The sequence below is a fragment of the Sphingomonas sp. F9_3S_D5_B_2 genome (assembly GCF_054263715.1).
Genome location: NZ_JBSZFB010000002.1, coordinates 101,074 through 115,885, shown reverse-complemented (window position 1 = coordinate 115,885; position 14,812 = coordinate 101,074). Strand labels below are relative to the sequence as shown.

Below are 14,812 nucleotides of genomic sequence, written 5' to 3'. Positions count from 1 at the left end.
ATGACCCACAATCTGATGCGTGCGGCGGTCGTCACCGGCCCCGGCGAGTTGCACATTGCCGACGTTCCAGTGCCGGAGCCCGGACCCGGCCAGGTCCGCGTCCGCCTCGAAGGCTGCGGCGTATGCGCTTCCAACCTCACGCCATGGGCCGGCCCGGAGTGGATGCAGTTTCCGACCGAGCCGGGCAGCCTCGGCCATGAAGGCTGGGGCGCCGTTGATGCGGTCGGCGACGGAGTGACCGATCTGAAGCCTGGCGACAGGGTCGGCCTGCTGAGTGGCAAGGCCTATGCGCAATACGATCTCGCCGATGCGAGCGCCGTCGTGAAATTGCCCCACGCACTCGAGGGACTCGACGTCCCGCTGGAGCCGTTCGGCTGCGCGATGAACATCTTCCGCAGGAGCGACATCCAGGCCGGACAGACGGTCGCGGTCGTCGGCATCGGTTTCCTCGGCGGAGCCCTCGTGAAACTCGCGAGCGACGCAGGGGCGCGGGTGATTGCCATTTCCCGCCGCGAAGAATCGCTCGACTTGGCACGCCGCATGGGCGCTGCGGAAACTATCCCGATGCACGATCACTGGCAGATCATCGATCGGGTCCGCGGGCTGACCGACGGCCGCTTCTGCGACCGCGTCATCGAAGCCGTCGGCAAGCAATGGCCGCTCGACCTCGCCGCCGAACTCACGGCGGAGGGCGGCCGGCTGGTCATCGCCGGCTATCACCAGGACGGGCCGCGACAGGTCAACATGCAGCTGTGGAACTGGCGCGGCTTCGACGTCGCCAACGCCCACGAACGAGACCAGAACGTCGCCCTTCGCGGCATGCAGGAAGCGGCAGAGGCAATCGCTTCGGGCCAGCTCGATCCCAAGGCGCTAATCACCCACCGCTATCCGCTCGACCAGCTCGGCGAGGCACTCGACGCCACGCGCGACCGCCCGGGCAATTTCGTTAAAGCCGTCGTCCTGCCCGCGTGATCAGGCTCGGTTTTCTCGGTACCGGCTGGATCGGCCGCAATCGCATGCAGGCGATGCTTGCAACCGGTCAGGCCGAGGCAGTCGCAATCTGCGATCCAAGCAGCGAGATGGCCGCTCAAGCCCAGGAGCTCGCGCCCAGTGCGCAGCTCGTTGGTTCGCTGGACGAGTTGCTCGCACGCAAGCCGGACGGCGTGGTGATCGCGACACCGAGCGCACTTCACGCTGAGCAATGCGTGCGGGCATTCGACGCCGGGGCCGCCGTGTTCTGCCAAAAGCCGCTGGGCCGCACGGCTGCCGAGGTGGACGAAGTGCTCGCAGCCGCACGGCGCTCGGACCGCTTGCTCGGGGTCGACCTTTCCTACCGCTACACGGCGGCCATGCAGGCGGTCAGGGAGCGCGTGGTCTCTGGAATGCTGGGAAAGTCATTCATTGCCGACCTTACCTTCCACAACGCTTACGGCCCGGGCGCCGGCTGGTTCTGGGATCCGAAGCTGTCCGGCGGCGGCTGCCTGATCGACCTTGGCGTGCACCTCGTCGACCTGGCGCTCTGGCTGTTCGATTTTCCGGATGTCGAGATGGCCAGCTCCACTCTGCTGCGCGATGGACGAGCGGTCGCCCCGGACGAAGTGGAAGATTACGCGATTGCGCAGCTCCGCCTCGCCAACGGCGTCAACGTGCGGATCGCCTGTTCATGGAACCTCAGCGCCGGGCGTGACGCGGTGATCGAAGCAACCGTCATTGGCACCGGCGGCGGAGCCCAAATGCGCAACGTCGAAGGATCGTTCTTCGATTTCACCGCCGAGCAGTTCCACGGCCGCAACGCCGAGCAGATTGCATCTGCCCCCGATGAATGGGGCGGCCGAGCCGCCGCCGAGTGGGTCCGCACGCTCGCGGCCGGCGAGCGCTTCAGCGGCAGTACGCAAGGGCTGCTCGAGACGGCCAGTGTCCTCGACCGGCTCTACAACGGGGGCAGCTAGCGTCCGGGAGAGGTGATGGTGCCCAGGGACGGGATCGAACCGCCGACACCGTGATTTTCAGTCACGTGCTCTACCAACTGAGCTACCTGGGCATCCGCGTCGGGACGGGCGGGCCCGGCCAAGCGACGGCGGTCCCTAACCGGCGTCCTCTTCGCTGTCCACCCTCTCGGGATCGACCGGCGGCCCCGGAATCCGATAGCCTTCGCCGAGCCACTTGAGCAGGTCCCGATCCTTGCAGCCGCGGCTGCAGAAAGGCGCGTGATCGACGTGTTCGGGCTTGCCGCACAAGGGGCAACGCTTTGAGTCAGAACGGTTCCGCATACCCGCCCGACATGGGAAGAGCAGCGTCGGCGCGCAAGCTGATGGCGCCACCGACGTGACGCGAAAGCCTGTCCGTCCAATCACCGCCGGCCTCGATTGCAGCGATGACTGCCGGATGTGCCGCCAGCCGCCTTGGCCCCGGCCTGTCCAGCGCAGCCCGGCGCATGAGCGCGCGCGCCTCGAACGCCGCACGGTCTTGCGCCAGCTCGACCAACGACGCCCGCGTGCGCGGCCGGACGATCTGGACGAAGCCGAAGCCGTTGACCGCCGTGCGCTCGAACGGCTGCGGCAAGTGCGCGTCGATTGCGGCTGCGGCGGCCTGCCGCGCGGCCTTGCTGCCGGCGCTCGGCAGATCGATGCCGATCGACCCGCCTATGTCGAGGCGGCGCACCGACTTCGCTGCCTCTGCGGCACCGAGCACCGCAAGCTCGTCCGGCGGCAGGTAGCCGTCGACGTCGATCAGGGTCATCGCAGGTGTCGCCGAGATCCGGAGCTCGCCGCCGGCGAAGCGCACGATGCCCGAGCGCGCTTCTTCAATCAGGTCGTTCCAGCCCGCGGCTGCGAGCGCATCATCAGCAGCGGGAAAAGGCAGCGCACGGCCGTTCAGCGCTGGAGCTTGGCGGGGCTCATCCGTGCTTACGCGAGCAAGGGCACGCTTCCAGGGCTCCGCGCCCGGAATCTTCTCGCGCGTGACCTCAATCGCAAGCTCCGCAACCTCGCTGATGCCCGCAGCGCCGCGGGGCAGGAGGTATTCGGCACCACTATCGTCAAGCGCCAGAGCGTTCCGCCCGTTGCTTCCATTATTGCTGAGCCTGGCGGCGGTGACGGTTCCGGCACGGACCAGGTTTTGAAGCTCGATCCTTGCCTCGACGATCGCCCGGTCCTCGACCAGCGCAGCACGGGTCTCGCCGATGCCACGCTCGATCCACCATTCAGGCAAGCGGATATCCCGCCGACTTCAGGAGCACGCGCGTTTCCGCAAGCGGCAGGCCGACCACGTTCGAATAGCTTCCGGCGATGTGGCGGACGTAGACCTCGCCGTAACCCTGAAGCGCATAGCCGCCGGCCTTGCCGCGCCACTCGCCGTGGCTTGCGTAATAGTCGATCTCTTCGTCGCTAAGCCGCTTCATGGCGATCATCGTCTCCACGAGCCGCTCGCGCGTGCCCATCCCAGGAATGGCGAGAGCAACCCCGGTCATTACCCGATGGCGGCGCCCCGACAGCAGCTTCATGCAGGAGCGCAACGTCTGTTCGTCCTCGACCTTCGGTAGGATGCGGCGGCCGACCGCTACCACCGTGTCTGCGGCAAGGACGAGCGCGTCAGGTTCGAGCGCCGCGACAGCATGCGCTTTCTCACGCGCGAGCCGCGCGGCATGGTCGCGCGGCAGCTCGCCCTTCGGAACGCTCTCGTCGATATCGGCGGGGAGGACGGCGTCAGGCGTGACGCCGATACGGGCCAGGAGGTCCATGCGGCGCGGGCTCGCGGACGCGAGGATCAGCCGCATTTACGGGTAGCCGGGCGGTCCCGCGCGTCCTGGCATGAAGCGATAGGTGATCCGCCCCTTGGTGAGGTCATAGGGCGTCATTTCGACCAGCACTTCGTCGCCGGTGAGCACGCGGATGCGGTTCTTGCGCATCTTGCCGGCCGTGTGGCCGAGAACTTCGTGGCCGTTCTCAAGCTCGACGCGGAACATCGCATTGGGCAGCAGTTCGACCACCCGCCCGCGCATCTCGAGCAATTCTTCCTTGGCCAAGCGAGTCCTCTCTTGCTGATAAAAAGTCGCGGAGCCTTAGCGGCGGGCGCCACAAAAGGGAAGGCGCCCACCTTCCATGATTTCCCCACAAGGCCGTGGCCTCGCCAACGATTCTACCAGATGGGAAGATGAAGTCAGATCAAATCGTCAGGATCGTCGAGCCCGTCGTTCGGCGGGATTCGAGGGCGCGATGGGCTTCGGCAGCGTCGCGCAGTGGGAACCGCTGCTTGACCTCGATCTTCACTGCGCCCGACGCGACGACGTCGAAGAGGGCGTTCGCTGCGGACTCGAGTTCGGCGCGCGCGGCCACGTAATTGTAGAGCGTTGGGCGGGTCAGGAAGAGCGAGCCCTTCTGCGCGAGCAGCCCCGGCGCAATCGGATCGGGCGGTCCCGAGGCATTGCCAAAGCTGACCATCATCCCGCGCGGCGCCAGGCATTCTATTGACTTCAGAAAGGTGTCGCGGCCGACGGAGTCATAGACAACCGGCAGCTTGCGCCCTCCGGTGATGCGGTCGACTTCGGCGACGAAGTCCTGGCGGGTGTAGACGATCGGGTGGTCGCAGCCGTGTGCTCGCGCGAGCTCCGCCTTTTCGTCGCTGCCCACGGTGCCGATCACCGTCGCTCCGAGCGCCTTGGCCCATTGACACACGATCAGGCCGACACCCCCGGCGGCCGCGTGGATCAGGATAGTCTCGCCAGGCTTCACCTTATGGACTTGTCGAAGCAGCATGTGCGCGGTGAGACCCTGCAACATCATCGTTGCCGCCTGCTCTGAAGGAATTGCGTCCGGCAGTTCTACGACGCGGTCCGCGTCGATCAGCCGGACCTCGGCATATCCGCCGATCGGGCCAGCGTACGCTACGCGATCGCCGATCTTCAGCGCGCTCACATCGGGACCGACTGCGTCGACTACGCCCGCTCCCTCGACCCCCGGCGTGAACGGGCGGTCCTGCGGGTACAGACCCGTGCGGTGATAGACGTCGATGAAGTTGAGGCCGGCAGCTTCCTGGCGGAGCCGGACCTGTCCCGGACCAGGCTCGCCGACCTCGACGTCTTCCCACATGAGGACCTCGGGGCCGCCGGTCTCATGGATTCGGATCGCGTGCGGCATGGGCGGCTTCAACGCCTATCCGGCCCAAAAGAAAGGCGATTACGTATTTGACAAACCCGAGCCGAGGAAGCGGAAAATACCTTTGCAGCAGAGGTAAACAAAGCCGCCCCACAACATGATGCCCAGCCCTATGGCTACGTCTTTCCAGTGGTAGCCCCAGCCGAGGCCAAACGAACAATCAATCGCCCCTGAGGTGACGATCAGCGCTGTCACAAGTTCAATGAGAATGAAGACGCGCTTAGTACGCCGCGCTACGCCGTCCACATAGGCGCCGTCCTTTTTCACTCCGGCTTTTCCACCGGCTTGTGCTTCACCAGCTTCTTCATTCGCTCGTCAAAGCGCGCTGCGTCGTCGTCGCACTCTAGCTCGCGAGCGGCTTGCTTGAACTTGTCGGATTGCGTCTTAGGGTCGGCCATGTCGTGCCCATCGTTATATCTGCGCCCATCTTACCATCACTGACCTTCTTCGGCGATAGCAGCAGTCGTGATCGCACCTACATGGTTGCAGGAGGCTTTGCTGTTCGGGGCACCCGCATCGCCGAGGTGAATGCGGCCGTTGATCGCATCCGTGCTAGCGCCAACATGACTTCGGAGTTTCACTGGTCAGAGTATCGAGGCGGAGACCGGAAGGACGCCTACGAAGCTCTTGTCCGCTACGCTTTTGACTTGGTGAAAGAACGACAGGCGGCACTCCATGTCATCATTGCGAAGTTCAAGGGCTACCAGCACAAAGCGAGGCCGGGAGACACTAAGGACACCAGTGTTAACCGAATGTACTACCAGCTTTTGCTTCACCGCGTGGCGCGTTTCTACGGCCCGCACTGCGCCATACGGGTCCGCTTGGACTCGGGAGCCGATTGCAAGGACGTGTGCACGTTACGGGGCGCGATCTGTGCAGATGCTTACAAACTCTACAAAGCCCGTCCAAATTGCGTTCGCGAGATTGAACCTGTTTGTTCGAGCAAATCCAACATCGTTCAAATGGCCGATGTAGTTCTCGGAGCAATAGCCGCGAAGCGGAACTCCATCTCTTACGCGAAGCCGTCAAAGGCAGAACTCGCGAAGCTCGTGCAGAACCTGTCTGGGCGCGACGATTGGGCGGTGGACACCCCTAAGTCTGCACGCTTTCTGACCGTCTGGAACCATCAAACTAAGATGTGATGGTCCCCCACGGCCCTAGCCCTGCGACACGGGTGGCAATCCACCGTATTCGGGCCGTGGAGTTCCACTTAACGATATAAAGAACTCTTTATATGCCTGCAAGCCAGAGCTGTTCCGGCTCCGTACCGTCCAGACTCAATTTCGAGTCAGTTCGTCGCAACAGGCCCCCCATAGGTGAGGCGCTTGCCAACGATGCCCCGAAGCGCTTGCTGGGTGCGCTCCCCATCGTTGCAGCCGTTCGCTTGACGGTTGTTATACCGGAACTCGAACTCCGCGAGGTAGCGATGCAGGTGCTGCTCGCCGCAATGCTGGTAGACACCCTTCATGCCGCGCTTGAAGATGCTGAAGTAGCCCTCGATGGTGTTCGTGTGGATCTCGCGGTTGGCAAGGTCAACGTACTGGCCCGCACCGTGAGCGGTGAAGCCGTGGCCGGCGAAGTGCTGGCCGAGAGTGCGATAGGCGTTCGCTTCGTCCGTCATGACGACAGCTTCGCGAGCGATGTTCGCCTTGACGATCGGCAGCAGCGTTGCGGCGCTGACATTATCCACGACCATCGTGCGGGCTTGACGGGTCGTGCGATCTACCAGCGCAAGAACCTTCATCTTGTGGTGGAAGGCGCGCTTCTTCGGAACGCCCTTGAGCTTGCCGATGAAGGTCTCGTCCACTTCCACAATGCTGCCCTCGCCGCCGAACGGAGCAAGATCACCGGAGCGCATGGCTTCACGGATGCGGTGAGACAGGAACCACGCGGAGTTATACTGGATTTCCAGAACGCGGCTTAGCTGGTGCGAACTGATGCCCTTCTTGCTGCTCATCATCAGGTGAACGGCCTGGAGCATGATGTGAAGCGGGAGCTTGGCGTCCTCGAAAACGGTGCCAACCTTGGCGGTGAACTGCTTCCGGCACTCGCCACACTTCTTCAGGCCGTGGCGGATCGCGCCTTCGGGGCTCTTCTTGCTCGGCTTACCGCGAACACCGTCAAGCTTGTAAACGCGACCGCCGATAATGCCACAATGCGGGCATACAGTGCCGTCCGCCCAGACGATGCTTTCCAGATACTCGAAAGCCTTGGCTTCGTCGTGAAAGCGGGGCTGGGATAGAACGGACATAACGGCATTACTCCTTGCCGTCCGTCTTACTCAATCAACGTGGGTTTGTCAAATACGTAATCGCCAAAAGAAAAGCCCCGCCCCGGCGGACCGGAGCAGGGCTGAAGTGACGTATTGGTGTTCGCTTTAGTGGGCAGCGTGCGCGGCAAGGGCAGCAAGCAGCAGGAGCGCCACGATGTTGGTGATCTTGATCAGTGGGTTCACGGCCGGACCGGCGGTGTCCTTGTAGGGATCGCCAACGGTGTCGCCGGTCACGGCAGCCTTGTGCGCTTCCGAGCCCTTGCCGCCATAATTGCCGTCCTCGATGTACTTCTTGGCGTTATCCCAGGCACCACCGCCACTGGTCATCGAGATGGCGACGAACAGGCCGGAGACGATCACGCCGAGCAGAAGCGCACCGACGGCAGCCAGGCCGTTCTCCTTGCCGGCGACTGCGCCGACCAGGAAGTAGACGACGATCGGGGCAAGCACCGGAAGCAGCGAGGGGATGATCATCTCGCGGATTGCAGCGCGGGTGACGAGGTCGACGGTCCGCGCATAGTTGGGACGGGCGGTGCCATCCATGATGCCCGGGTTCTCGCGGAACTGGGCGCGGACTTCCTCGACGACCGCACCACCGGCGCGGCCGACGGCGGTCATGCCCATCGCGCCGAACAGGTTCGGCAGCATGGCGCCGAGCAGCAGCCCGACGATGACGTAGGGGTTCGACAGGCTGAAGAGCGTGTCGAGGCTGGTCGTCACGCCGATCGAGCCGCCGAACTCACGCAGATCGGCCGTGTAGGCGCCGAACAGCACCAGCGCGGCGAGACCGGCTGAGCCAATCGCATAGCCCTTGGTGACTGCCTTCGTGGTGTTGCCAACTGCGTCGAGAGCATCGGTGCGCGTGCGCACGTCTTCCTCCAGGCCGGCCATTTCGGCGATGCCGCCGGCGTTGTCGGTAACCGGACCGTAAGCGTCCAGCGCGACCACCATTCCGGCAAGCGCGAGCATCGCCGACGCCGCGAACGCGACGCCCAGGAAGCCGGCAAGCTGGTAGCTGGCGATCAGGCCGACGACGATGACGATGGTCGGGAGCGCGGTCGACTCCAGGCTGATCGCAAGGCCTTGGATGACGTTCGTGCCGTGGCCGGTCTGGCTGGCCTTGGCGATGGACTGGACCGGGCGGTAGTTCGTGCCCGTGTAATATTCGGTGATCCAGACGATCAGCGCCGTGACCGCGAGGCCGATGAGGCTCGAATAGAAGAGGTCCATGCCCGTGAAGCCGCCCGCGTCTGCGGTCGTCGGAGCGCCCGGCGTGCCGGCCCCTGCTCCGCCGATGACCGAGTTCAGGTCGCCGTCGAGAGAGAAGTAGAAGGCGGCGAAGATCGCCGGGATGGCGAGGAGCGTGGCCGTCCAGAAGCCCTTGTAAAGAGCGCCCATGATGGAGCCCTTGTTGCCGAGCTTCACCATGTAGGTGCCGATGATCGAAGTGATGATGCAGACCCCGCCAATCAGCAGCGGCAGGATCATCAGCGCCCGCGTGAGCGGCGCGTTTCCGAGCGCAAGAGCGATCGAGACCATCGTGATGCCGACTGTCACGACATAGGTTTCGAACAAGTCGGCGGCCATGCCTGCGCAATCGCCGACGTTGTCGCCAACGTTGTCGGCGATGACTGCGGGGTTGCGTGGGTCATCCTCGGGGATTCCGGCTTCGACCTTGCCGACCAGGTCGGCGCCGACGTCCGCGGCCTTGGTGAAGATGCCGCCGCCGAGACGCGCGAAGATGGAGACCAGCGATGCGCCAAGCGCGAGCGCCGTCAGGGCAGTGATGACCGGACGGTCGTTCGGGGCATAGCCGCCGGGACCCGTCAGGTACCAGAACAGACCGGCAATCGCGAGCAAGGCGAGGCCGGCGACGAGCATTCCGGTGACGGCTCCGGCGCGGAACGCCGTCGTCAGGCCACTCTGAAGGCTGGTGCGCGCAGCCTCAGCGGTGCGGACGTTGGCGCGGACCGAGATGTTCATGCCGATGAAGCCGGCCGCTCCGGAGAGTACCGCGCCGATCACGAACGCGACGGCAGAAAGCACGCCCAGGAACACACCGACGATGATGGCGACGACCACGCCGACGATGGCAATCGTCGTGTACTGACGGCGCAGGTAGGCGCCCGCACCCTCCTGGATGGCGGCTGCAACCTCGACCATGCGAGCATTGCCGGGCGACATTGCGAGCACCTGGCGGCTTGTGACGATACCGTAGAGGACGGCGATAATGCCACAGACGATGGCTATCAGAAGCAGGTTCATCAGCGATTTTTCCCCGTTCGCGCAAACTGGATGTGGCCGGCGGGAACCGCGCGGCCTTGAAGAACAGGGCGTTCTTTATGGGGCGCAGGCGGAGCTTGCAACTCCGCGCCCGGAGCAGGCTAGTGGATGAGCAGGGCCGCTGCCATGCCGGAGATCAGGCCGCTAATGCCGATCAGCCAGGAATGGGTGGGAAGTGTCCCGATGCTGATTGCGCGAATGCTCAAAGCCAAGTGTCTCCGGCAGATCGACGGGCTTGCCTTCGCTGGTCAGCCGCACCTGCGGCTCGCCATTGCGAAGGACACCGACGGCCGTGATTCTGGTGCCAGAAGGTAAACAAAGCGTTGACGGGTCGAGCTCCGCTGACAGCGCGGCCAGCAGAGCGTAGTCGTCGCCTCCGGTAGCGGCGAACAAACGAGCCCGGGAATCCTTCCCCACCTCGCCGATGAAGGCTTCGGACAAGGGCAGGCTGTCGAGCGCAATCTCGATCGTGCAGCCGCTCGCCTGGGCCATGCGTCGCGCGTCGAGCAGGAGACCGTCCGATATGTCCATCATCGCATGGGCGTGCGCGGCAAGTGCGCGCCCTGCGGCAAGCAGCGGCACCGGACGCCGGTATACGTCCACCAGCACGCTCGCCGCCCGAGGGCTGGCGCGGAGTTGCTGAAGCCCCGCGGCTGCATCGCCGACATGGCCGATCAACCACAAGCGGTCGCCCGGACGGCCACCAGCGCGGTCCGGTACCCGCTCTCCTGCACGGCCAATGGCTGTCATTCCGAGCACGCGCGTACTTCCCGCGGGCAGCGCGATGGTGTCGCCGCCGATCAGCGGCAGCCGGTAGCTTTCGCAAGCGTGCTCGATGCCGGTGAGAAACTCCGAATCCCACCCCGGATCGCCAGCAAGCGCCATCGACAGGAGGGCGCCGACCGGCTCGGCACCTTTGGCAGCCAGGTCCGATAGGTTCACCGCCACGAGTTTCCAGCCGACGCTGGCTGGCGGGTCGGTGCTCAGGAAATGAACGTCTTCGGCGATGCTGTCGTGGGTCAGGACAAGGCCGTTGAGTAGCGCCGCGTCATCCTGAAGGCCCCGAGCGGCGGGGTCGGTAGCGATCCGCCGGACGCGGGCAATGACGTCCGATTCGTCCACTATCCCGCGTTGCCCGCTTCGACTCCTCCGCCGCGGCTCCGAGCCTCCTTGGCAATGGAATCGAGCAGTCCGTTGACGAAGCCGCTCTCGCGCCTGTCGTAGAATGCATGGGCGACATCGACATATTCGGAGATCACGGAGCCGACCGGCACGTCGTTGCGAGCAATGAGCTCGTAGGCTCCGGCGCGCAGGATCGCGCGCATCGGTCGATCAAGCCGCTCGAGCGACCAGCCCGCCGCGAGGTGCGCTGCGATTTTGCCGTCGATCTCGCCCTGGCGCGCCTCGACGCCGCTGACGACATCATCGAAGAAATCGCGCTCGGCGGCGTGATATTCCGCCTCCTCGATGGTCGCGCCGAGGCGGTGATCGTGAAATTCCTTGAGTAGCCGCGGAACCGGCGTCCCCTCCATCTCCCGCTGGTAAAGAGCTTGCACTGCGGCGAGGCGGGCGGCGGAGCGCGAACGGGAACGGGTCTGACTCATGGGCGGCCAGCCCCTAACGCCCATGTGCCGTGCACGAAAGGCCGCGACTCCGTCAGGATCCCGCTTCCGAAAGAAGCTTGGCAGCTTCCGGGCTCGTCCAGTCGAGGTCTCCGACATAGCGCCACACCTCCTGTCCCTTCGCGTCGAACAGGATGGACGTCGGTAGTATCTGCGCATTCAGCGCGCCCGAGAGCGCCATCTTGCTGTCCTGGAACGCCGCCAGGTTCGTGATCTTGCGGGACGTCAGGAATGCTTCGACCGAAGCGTGCGGCCCAAAGTCCTGGCTGATCGCCGCGACTTGCACGCCCTTTGAAGTCTGCGCGAGCTTGTCGAGGGTCGGGAGTTCCTTGACGCAAGGTGCGCACCACGTCGCCCAGAGGTTCACCAGCAGCGGCTTGCCGCCGCCAACCTCGGCGATGCTGGTTTCCTCGCCGTCGCCATTGACGAACTGGACGTCAGGCGCGGCCGTACCCTTGTGCGAGCGGTCGACGCCCTTCGCGAGCCCGGCTTGTCCCTCGGTCGCGTCTTTGTTCTTCGTCGGCTTGGCCTGCTCGGCTTTCCCGCAGCCCAGCAGGGCCGCCGCTGCAGCGATGACGGTCGTCAGACGGATAGGGGTGGATGGCACGGATAGCTCCCCGGAAGATGCTTGCGGCTCATGCATGTGCTGGCGCGGGGAGGCCTTAGCGGCTAGTCGGTCGCCGATGAAGCTCGCGCGTCACCTGCTGATCTTTACCGCCGCAGTTCTGGCCGGATGCGGGAAGGTTGCAGATCTCCGCCCGCCGGCCGGACAGCCGCTGCCGGTGAAACCGGCCATGGCAAGCGCAACCCCAACGCCTGCCGACCTGCTGCAGGCGCCGCCGTACGCCAGACCTCAGCGAATCGATGAACTGATGACCCGGTCGACTCCGCGTGAGCCTGACCCGTTCGACCTTCCTCCGCCAAGTGGCGGCGCCGCACCGGAGCTTCCAGCGGGCGCCGACCCTTACCCCGTCACCAACGAAACCGGACTCGCAACACCCAAATGATCAGCAAAATCCGCAAGGCCGTCTTTCCCGTGGCCGGGCTCGGCACCCGCCTGCTCCCTGCGACCAAGAGCATCCCCAAGGAGATGATCACGATCGTCGACCGGCCGCTGATCCAGTATGCCGTCGACGAAGCGCGGGAGGCGGGGATCGAGCAGCTGATCTTCGTGACCGGGCGCGGCAAGTCCTCGCTGGTCGACTATTTCGATACTGCCTTCGAGCTTGAGACGACCATGCGCGGCAAGGGCAAGAGCCTGGACGTGCTGGAGCCCTCCAACACCCATTTCGGCGAGCTCGTAACCGTTCGCCAGCAGCAGCCGCTCGGTCTCGGGCACGCGGTCTGGTGCGCCCGGCACATCGTCGGCCACGAGCCCTTTGCGGTGCTCCTTCCCGACGAGCTCATGTACGGCACGCCGAACTGCCTGGCGCAGATGATCGAGGCATATGAGCGGGTCGGAGGCAACCTCGTCGCCGCACTTGAGGTGCCGGACAGCGAGACGCACAACTATGGCGTCATCGATCCGGGCTCGACCGACGGCCGCCTGACGGAGATCCGCGGAATGGTCGAAAAGCCCGCACCTGGCACCGCCCCGTCAAACCTCATGCTGCCGGGCCGATACATTCTTCAGCCGGAGGTCATGCGTGAGCTGGACGCACAGGAAACCGGCGCGGGGGGCGAAATCCAGCTCACCGACGCAATGGCAAAGCTGATCGGGCAACAGCCGTTCCATGCCTATCGGTTCGAAGGCGAGCGTTACGACTGCGGAAGCGCCGCCGGGTTCGTCATCGGCAATCTCGCCATGGCGCTGGACCGCGACGATGTCGGGCCGGCCGTGCGCGAGTTCCTCGCTGCTCAGGCTTCCAACTCGACGTCCCAGTAAAGGTAGTCGCGCCAGCTTTCGTGCAAGTGGTTCGGCGGGAACGCCCGCCCGTGCTCCTGCAGCTGCCAGCTCGTCGGACGGATCGGCTCGCGTTGGGGAGGCATGTGCGCTTCCACGGGCGTCCGTCCGCCCTTGCGAAGATTACACGGCGCGCAGGCGGTGGCGACATTTTCCCATGTCGTTCGGCCACCTTGAGCGCGCGGGATCACGTGGTCGAACGTCAGCTCCCGGCCCGAGCCGCAATAAACGCAGCGGAATTTGTCGCGCAGGAACAGGTTGAACCGGGTGAACGCCGGATATTCGTTCGGCCGGACGTAGTCGCGAAGCGCGATGACCGACGGCAGCTTCAGCGCCCGGCTGGGACTGTGCACTTCGCGGTCGTAATGAGCGACTACGTCGACGCGCTCCAGGAACATTGCTTTGATCGCCGTCTGCCACGGCCAAAGCGAGAGCGGGTAATAGGACAGCGGCGTGTAATCGGCGTTGAGGACCAGTGCCGGGCAGCTCTCGGGATGGCGGATCAATTCGGGGTGATACATGCGGGCGCCACAAGCCTTTCGTCCGGTTGGTCCGAACTGCAGCTCCCCGGCCCTCGTCGCACGCGCCCCAGTCAGGGCCTAAGGAGGAGAGGGCAATCGGCCCGTCTTCCCTTGTCGACCGCTGGATGCCAAGCCAGCGTGACATGGTCATGACAGCATTTTCCGGGACTCGCGGTCAAGAGGCCTGTGCATCGTGATGGTGCAAGTCGTCACGCGTTTCGCTCCCTCGCCGACCGGACGGCTGCACCTCGGCCATGCGTTCAGTGCAGCAATTGGCCACGACCGGGCTCGGTTGGAAGGCGGCAAGTTCCTGCTGCGCATCGAGGATCTCGACCAAACCCGCTGCCGTCCGGAATTCGTCGACGGGATTTTCGAGGACCTTCGCTGGCTTGGTCTGGACTGGGATGAACCATTGTTCGTGCAGTCGCACCGCACCGCCTCCTATGACGAGGCTCTCGAACGGCTCAGGGCGCGTGGTCTGGTCTATGCGTGCTTCTGCACCAGGGCGGACATCGCGCTGTCGCTGACTGCCAACCACGGCGATGCGGCAAGCACCTATCCCGGCACCTGCCGCAGGCTTCCGGACGACCCTGACCGGCGCCGAACGACGGCGCACTGCTGGAGGCTGAACTCGGCCAAGGCGCTCGAACTGGCCGGAATACCGAGCTGGACAGAGGTCGATGGCAAAAGCTTCACGGCAGGACGGGAGCAAATCGGCGACGCCATCCTCGCGCGCAAGGATGCGCCCGCCTCGTACCACCTCGCCTGCGTGCTCGACGATGCCGCCGCTGGGGTGACCACCGTCGTGCGCGGCGCCGATCTGCGGCCCTCCACGCCGACGCAGCGCCTCCTGCAGGTTCTCCTTGGACTCGCCGAGCCGATCTACCTGCACCATCCGCTGGTCACTCACGCCGACGGCCGTCGCCTCGCGAAGCGCCACCTCGCGCCGACCCTTGCGGCAATGCGGGAGAGCGGATTGGACGGGACCTCGCTTGTGAGGGAGCTGCTTACCGGCCTTCTGCCGTCTGGCTTTCGCCTTCAGGACGCCTAAATAGCGG

General features: G+C 64.8%; 19 protein-coding genes and 1 tRNA gene. 6 read left to right on the top strand and 14 right to left on the bottom strand.

Annotation, left to right across the window (positions count from 1 at the left end; genetic code table 11):
* Both ACUXST_RS06405 and ACUXST_RS06400 read left to right on the top strand, forming a co-directional pair.
* A complete protein-coding gene (locus tag ACUXST_RS06405) occupies positions 1–972 on the top strand; it encodes an MDR/zinc-dependent alcohol dehydrogenase-like family protein (RefSeq protein WP_458389137.1) in 972 nt (323 codons plus the stop codon).
* On the top strand, positions 969–1,949 hold the full coding sequence (locus ACUXST_RS06400; RefSeq protein ID WP_458389136.1) for a Gfo/Idh/MocA family protein: 981 nt from the start codon (positions 969–971) through the stop codon (positions 1,947–1,949). Before ACUXST_RS06405 ends, ACUXST_RS06400 begins: the two co-directional genes overlap by 4 nt.
* Positions 1,950–1,965: 16 nt before the next feature.
* Here the strand turns inward: ACUXST_RS06400 and ACUXST_RS06395 are convergent.
* The 8 genes from ACUXST_RS06395 to ACUXST_RS06360 form a co-directional block, all read right to left on the bottom strand.
* A tRNA-Phe gene (locus ACUXST_RS06395) sits at positions 1,966–2,041 on the bottom strand.
* Positions 2,042–2,084: 43 nt separating this feature from the next.
* Positions 2,085–2,270 (bottom strand): DNA gyrase inhibitor YacG, encoded by a 186-nt coding sequence (locus tag ACUXST_RS06390; RefSeq protein ID WP_458389135.1) that lies wholly within the window; start codon positions 2,268–2,270, stop codon positions 2,085–2,087.
* Positions 2,254–3,210 (bottom strand): ribonuclease, encoded by a 957-nt coding sequence (locus tag ACUXST_RS06385; RefSeq protein ID WP_458389134.1) that lies wholly within the window; start codon positions 3,208–3,210, stop codon positions 2,254–2,256. The genes ACUXST_RS06390 and ACUXST_RS06385 overlap by 17 nt, the downstream gene beginning before the upstream one ends.
* Positions 3,203–3,775, bottom strand: a complete 573-nt coding sequence (locus ACUXST_RS06380) for a Maf family protein (RefSeq protein WP_458389133.1) — start codon at positions 3,773–3,775, stop codon at positions 3,203–3,205. The genes ACUXST_RS06385 and ACUXST_RS06380 overlap by 8 nt, the downstream gene beginning before the upstream one ends.
* Positions 3,776–4,024 carry a translation initiation factor IF-1 gene (gene infA, locus ACUXST_RS06375; RefSeq protein WP_458389132.1) on the bottom strand — a complete coding sequence of 83 codons (249 nt, stop codon included), beginning with the start codon at positions 4,022–4,024 and terminating at the stop codon, positions 3,776–3,778.
* Between the two features lie 139 nt (positions 4,025–4,163).
* Positions 4,164–5,135, bottom strand: coding sequence for a quinone oxidoreductase family protein (locus tag ACUXST_RS06370; RefSeq protein WP_458389131.1), 972 nt, complete (start codon positions 5,133–5,135; stop codon positions 4,164–4,166).
* 39 nt (positions 5,136–5,174) lie between these two features.
* A complete protein-coding gene (locus ACUXST_RS06365) occupies positions 5,175–5,420 on the bottom strand; it encodes a hypothetical protein (protein ID WP_458389130.1) in 246 nt (81 codons plus the stop codon).
* The gene (locus tag ACUXST_RS06360; protein WP_458389129.1) at positions 5,417–5,551 is read right to left on the bottom strand and encodes a hypothetical protein; all 135 of its coding nucleotides are present in this window, start codon (positions 5,549–5,551) and stop codon (positions 5,417–5,419) included. Before ACUXST_RS06360 ends, ACUXST_RS06365 begins: the two co-directional genes overlap by 4 nt.
* A 3-nt stretch (positions 5,552–5,554) precedes the next feature.
* On the opposite strand from ACUXST_RS06360, the gene ACUXST_RS06355 reads away from it, so the two are divergent.
* On the top strand, positions 5,555–6,295 hold the full coding sequence (locus ACUXST_RS06355; protein WP_458389128.1) for a DUF3800 domain-containing protein: 741 nt from the start codon (positions 5,555–5,557) through the stop codon (positions 6,293–6,295).
* Between the two features lie 146 nt (positions 6,296–6,441).
* Here ACUXST_RS06355 and ACUXST_RS06350 read toward each other — a convergent pair whose 3' ends face one another.
* The 5 genes from ACUXST_RS06350 to ACUXST_RS06330 all read right to left on the bottom strand — a co-directional run bounded on the left by ACUXST_RS06350 (position 6,442) and on the right by ACUXST_RS06330 (position 11,937).
* Entirely contained in the window at positions 6,442–7,404 is a 963-nt protein-coding gene (locus tag ACUXST_RS06350; protein ID WP_458389127.1) for an IS1595 family transposase, read from the bottom strand.
* Positions 7,405–7,530: 126 nt separating this feature from the next.
* Positions 7,531–9,690: a sodium-translocating pyrophosphatase gene (locus ACUXST_RS06345; protein ID WP_458389126.1), complete on the bottom strand. Its 2,160-nt coding sequence runs from the start codon at positions 9,688–9,690 to the stop codon at positions 7,531–7,533.
* A 162-nt stretch (positions 9,691–9,852) separates the two neighbouring features.
* Positions 9,853–10,833 (bottom strand): thiamine-phosphate kinase, encoded by a 981-nt coding sequence (thiL, locus tag ACUXST_RS06340; protein WP_458389552.1) that lies wholly within the window; start codon positions 10,831–10,833, stop codon positions 9,853–9,855.
* On the bottom strand, positions 10,830–11,312 hold the full coding sequence (nusB, locus tag ACUXST_RS06335) for a transcription antitermination factor NusB (protein ID WP_458389125.1): 483 nt from the start codon (positions 11,310–11,312) through the stop codon (positions 10,830–10,832). Before nusB ends, thiL begins: the two co-directional genes overlap by 4 nt.
* A 52-nt stretch (positions 11,313–11,364) precedes the next feature.
* Positions 11,365–11,937, bottom strand: a complete 573-nt coding sequence (locus ACUXST_RS06330) for a TlpA family protein disulfide reductase (RefSeq protein WP_458389124.1) — start codon at positions 11,935–11,937, stop codon at positions 11,365–11,367.
* Between the two features lie 76 nt (positions 11,938–12,013).
* Between ACUXST_RS06330 and ACUXST_RS06325 the strand changes: the two genes are divergently transcribed.
* Both ACUXST_RS06325 and ACUXST_RS06320 read left to right on the top strand, forming a co-directional pair.
* Positions 12,014–12,337, top strand: a complete 324-nt coding sequence (locus ACUXST_RS06325) for a hypothetical protein (RefSeq protein WP_458389123.1) — start codon at positions 12,014–12,016, stop codon at positions 12,335–12,337.
* A complete protein-coding gene (locus tag ACUXST_RS06320; protein ID WP_458389122.1) occupies positions 12,334–13,215 on the top strand; it encodes a UTP--glucose-1-phosphate uridylyltransferase in 882 nt (293 codons plus the stop codon). The genes ACUXST_RS06325 and ACUXST_RS06320 overlap by 4 nt, the downstream gene beginning before the upstream one ends.
* Here ACUXST_RS06320 and ACUXST_RS06315 read toward each other — a convergent pair.
* Positions 13,188–13,754, bottom strand: a complete 567-nt coding sequence (locus ACUXST_RS06315; protein ID WP_458389121.1) for an HNH endonuclease — start codon at positions 13,752–13,754, stop codon at positions 13,188–13,190. The genes ACUXST_RS06320 and ACUXST_RS06315 overlap by 28 nt on opposite strands.
* Before the next feature lie 196 nt (positions 13,755–13,950).
* On the opposite strand from ACUXST_RS06315, the gene gluQRS reads away from it, so the two are divergent.
* Complete coding sequence (gene gluQRS, locus ACUXST_RS06310; protein ID WP_458389551.1) at positions 13,951–14,805, top strand: tRNA glutamyl-Q(34) synthetase GluQRS; 855 nt, start codon at positions 13,951–13,953, stop codon at positions 14,803–14,805.
* Positions 14,806–14,812 lie beyond the last annotated feature (7 nt).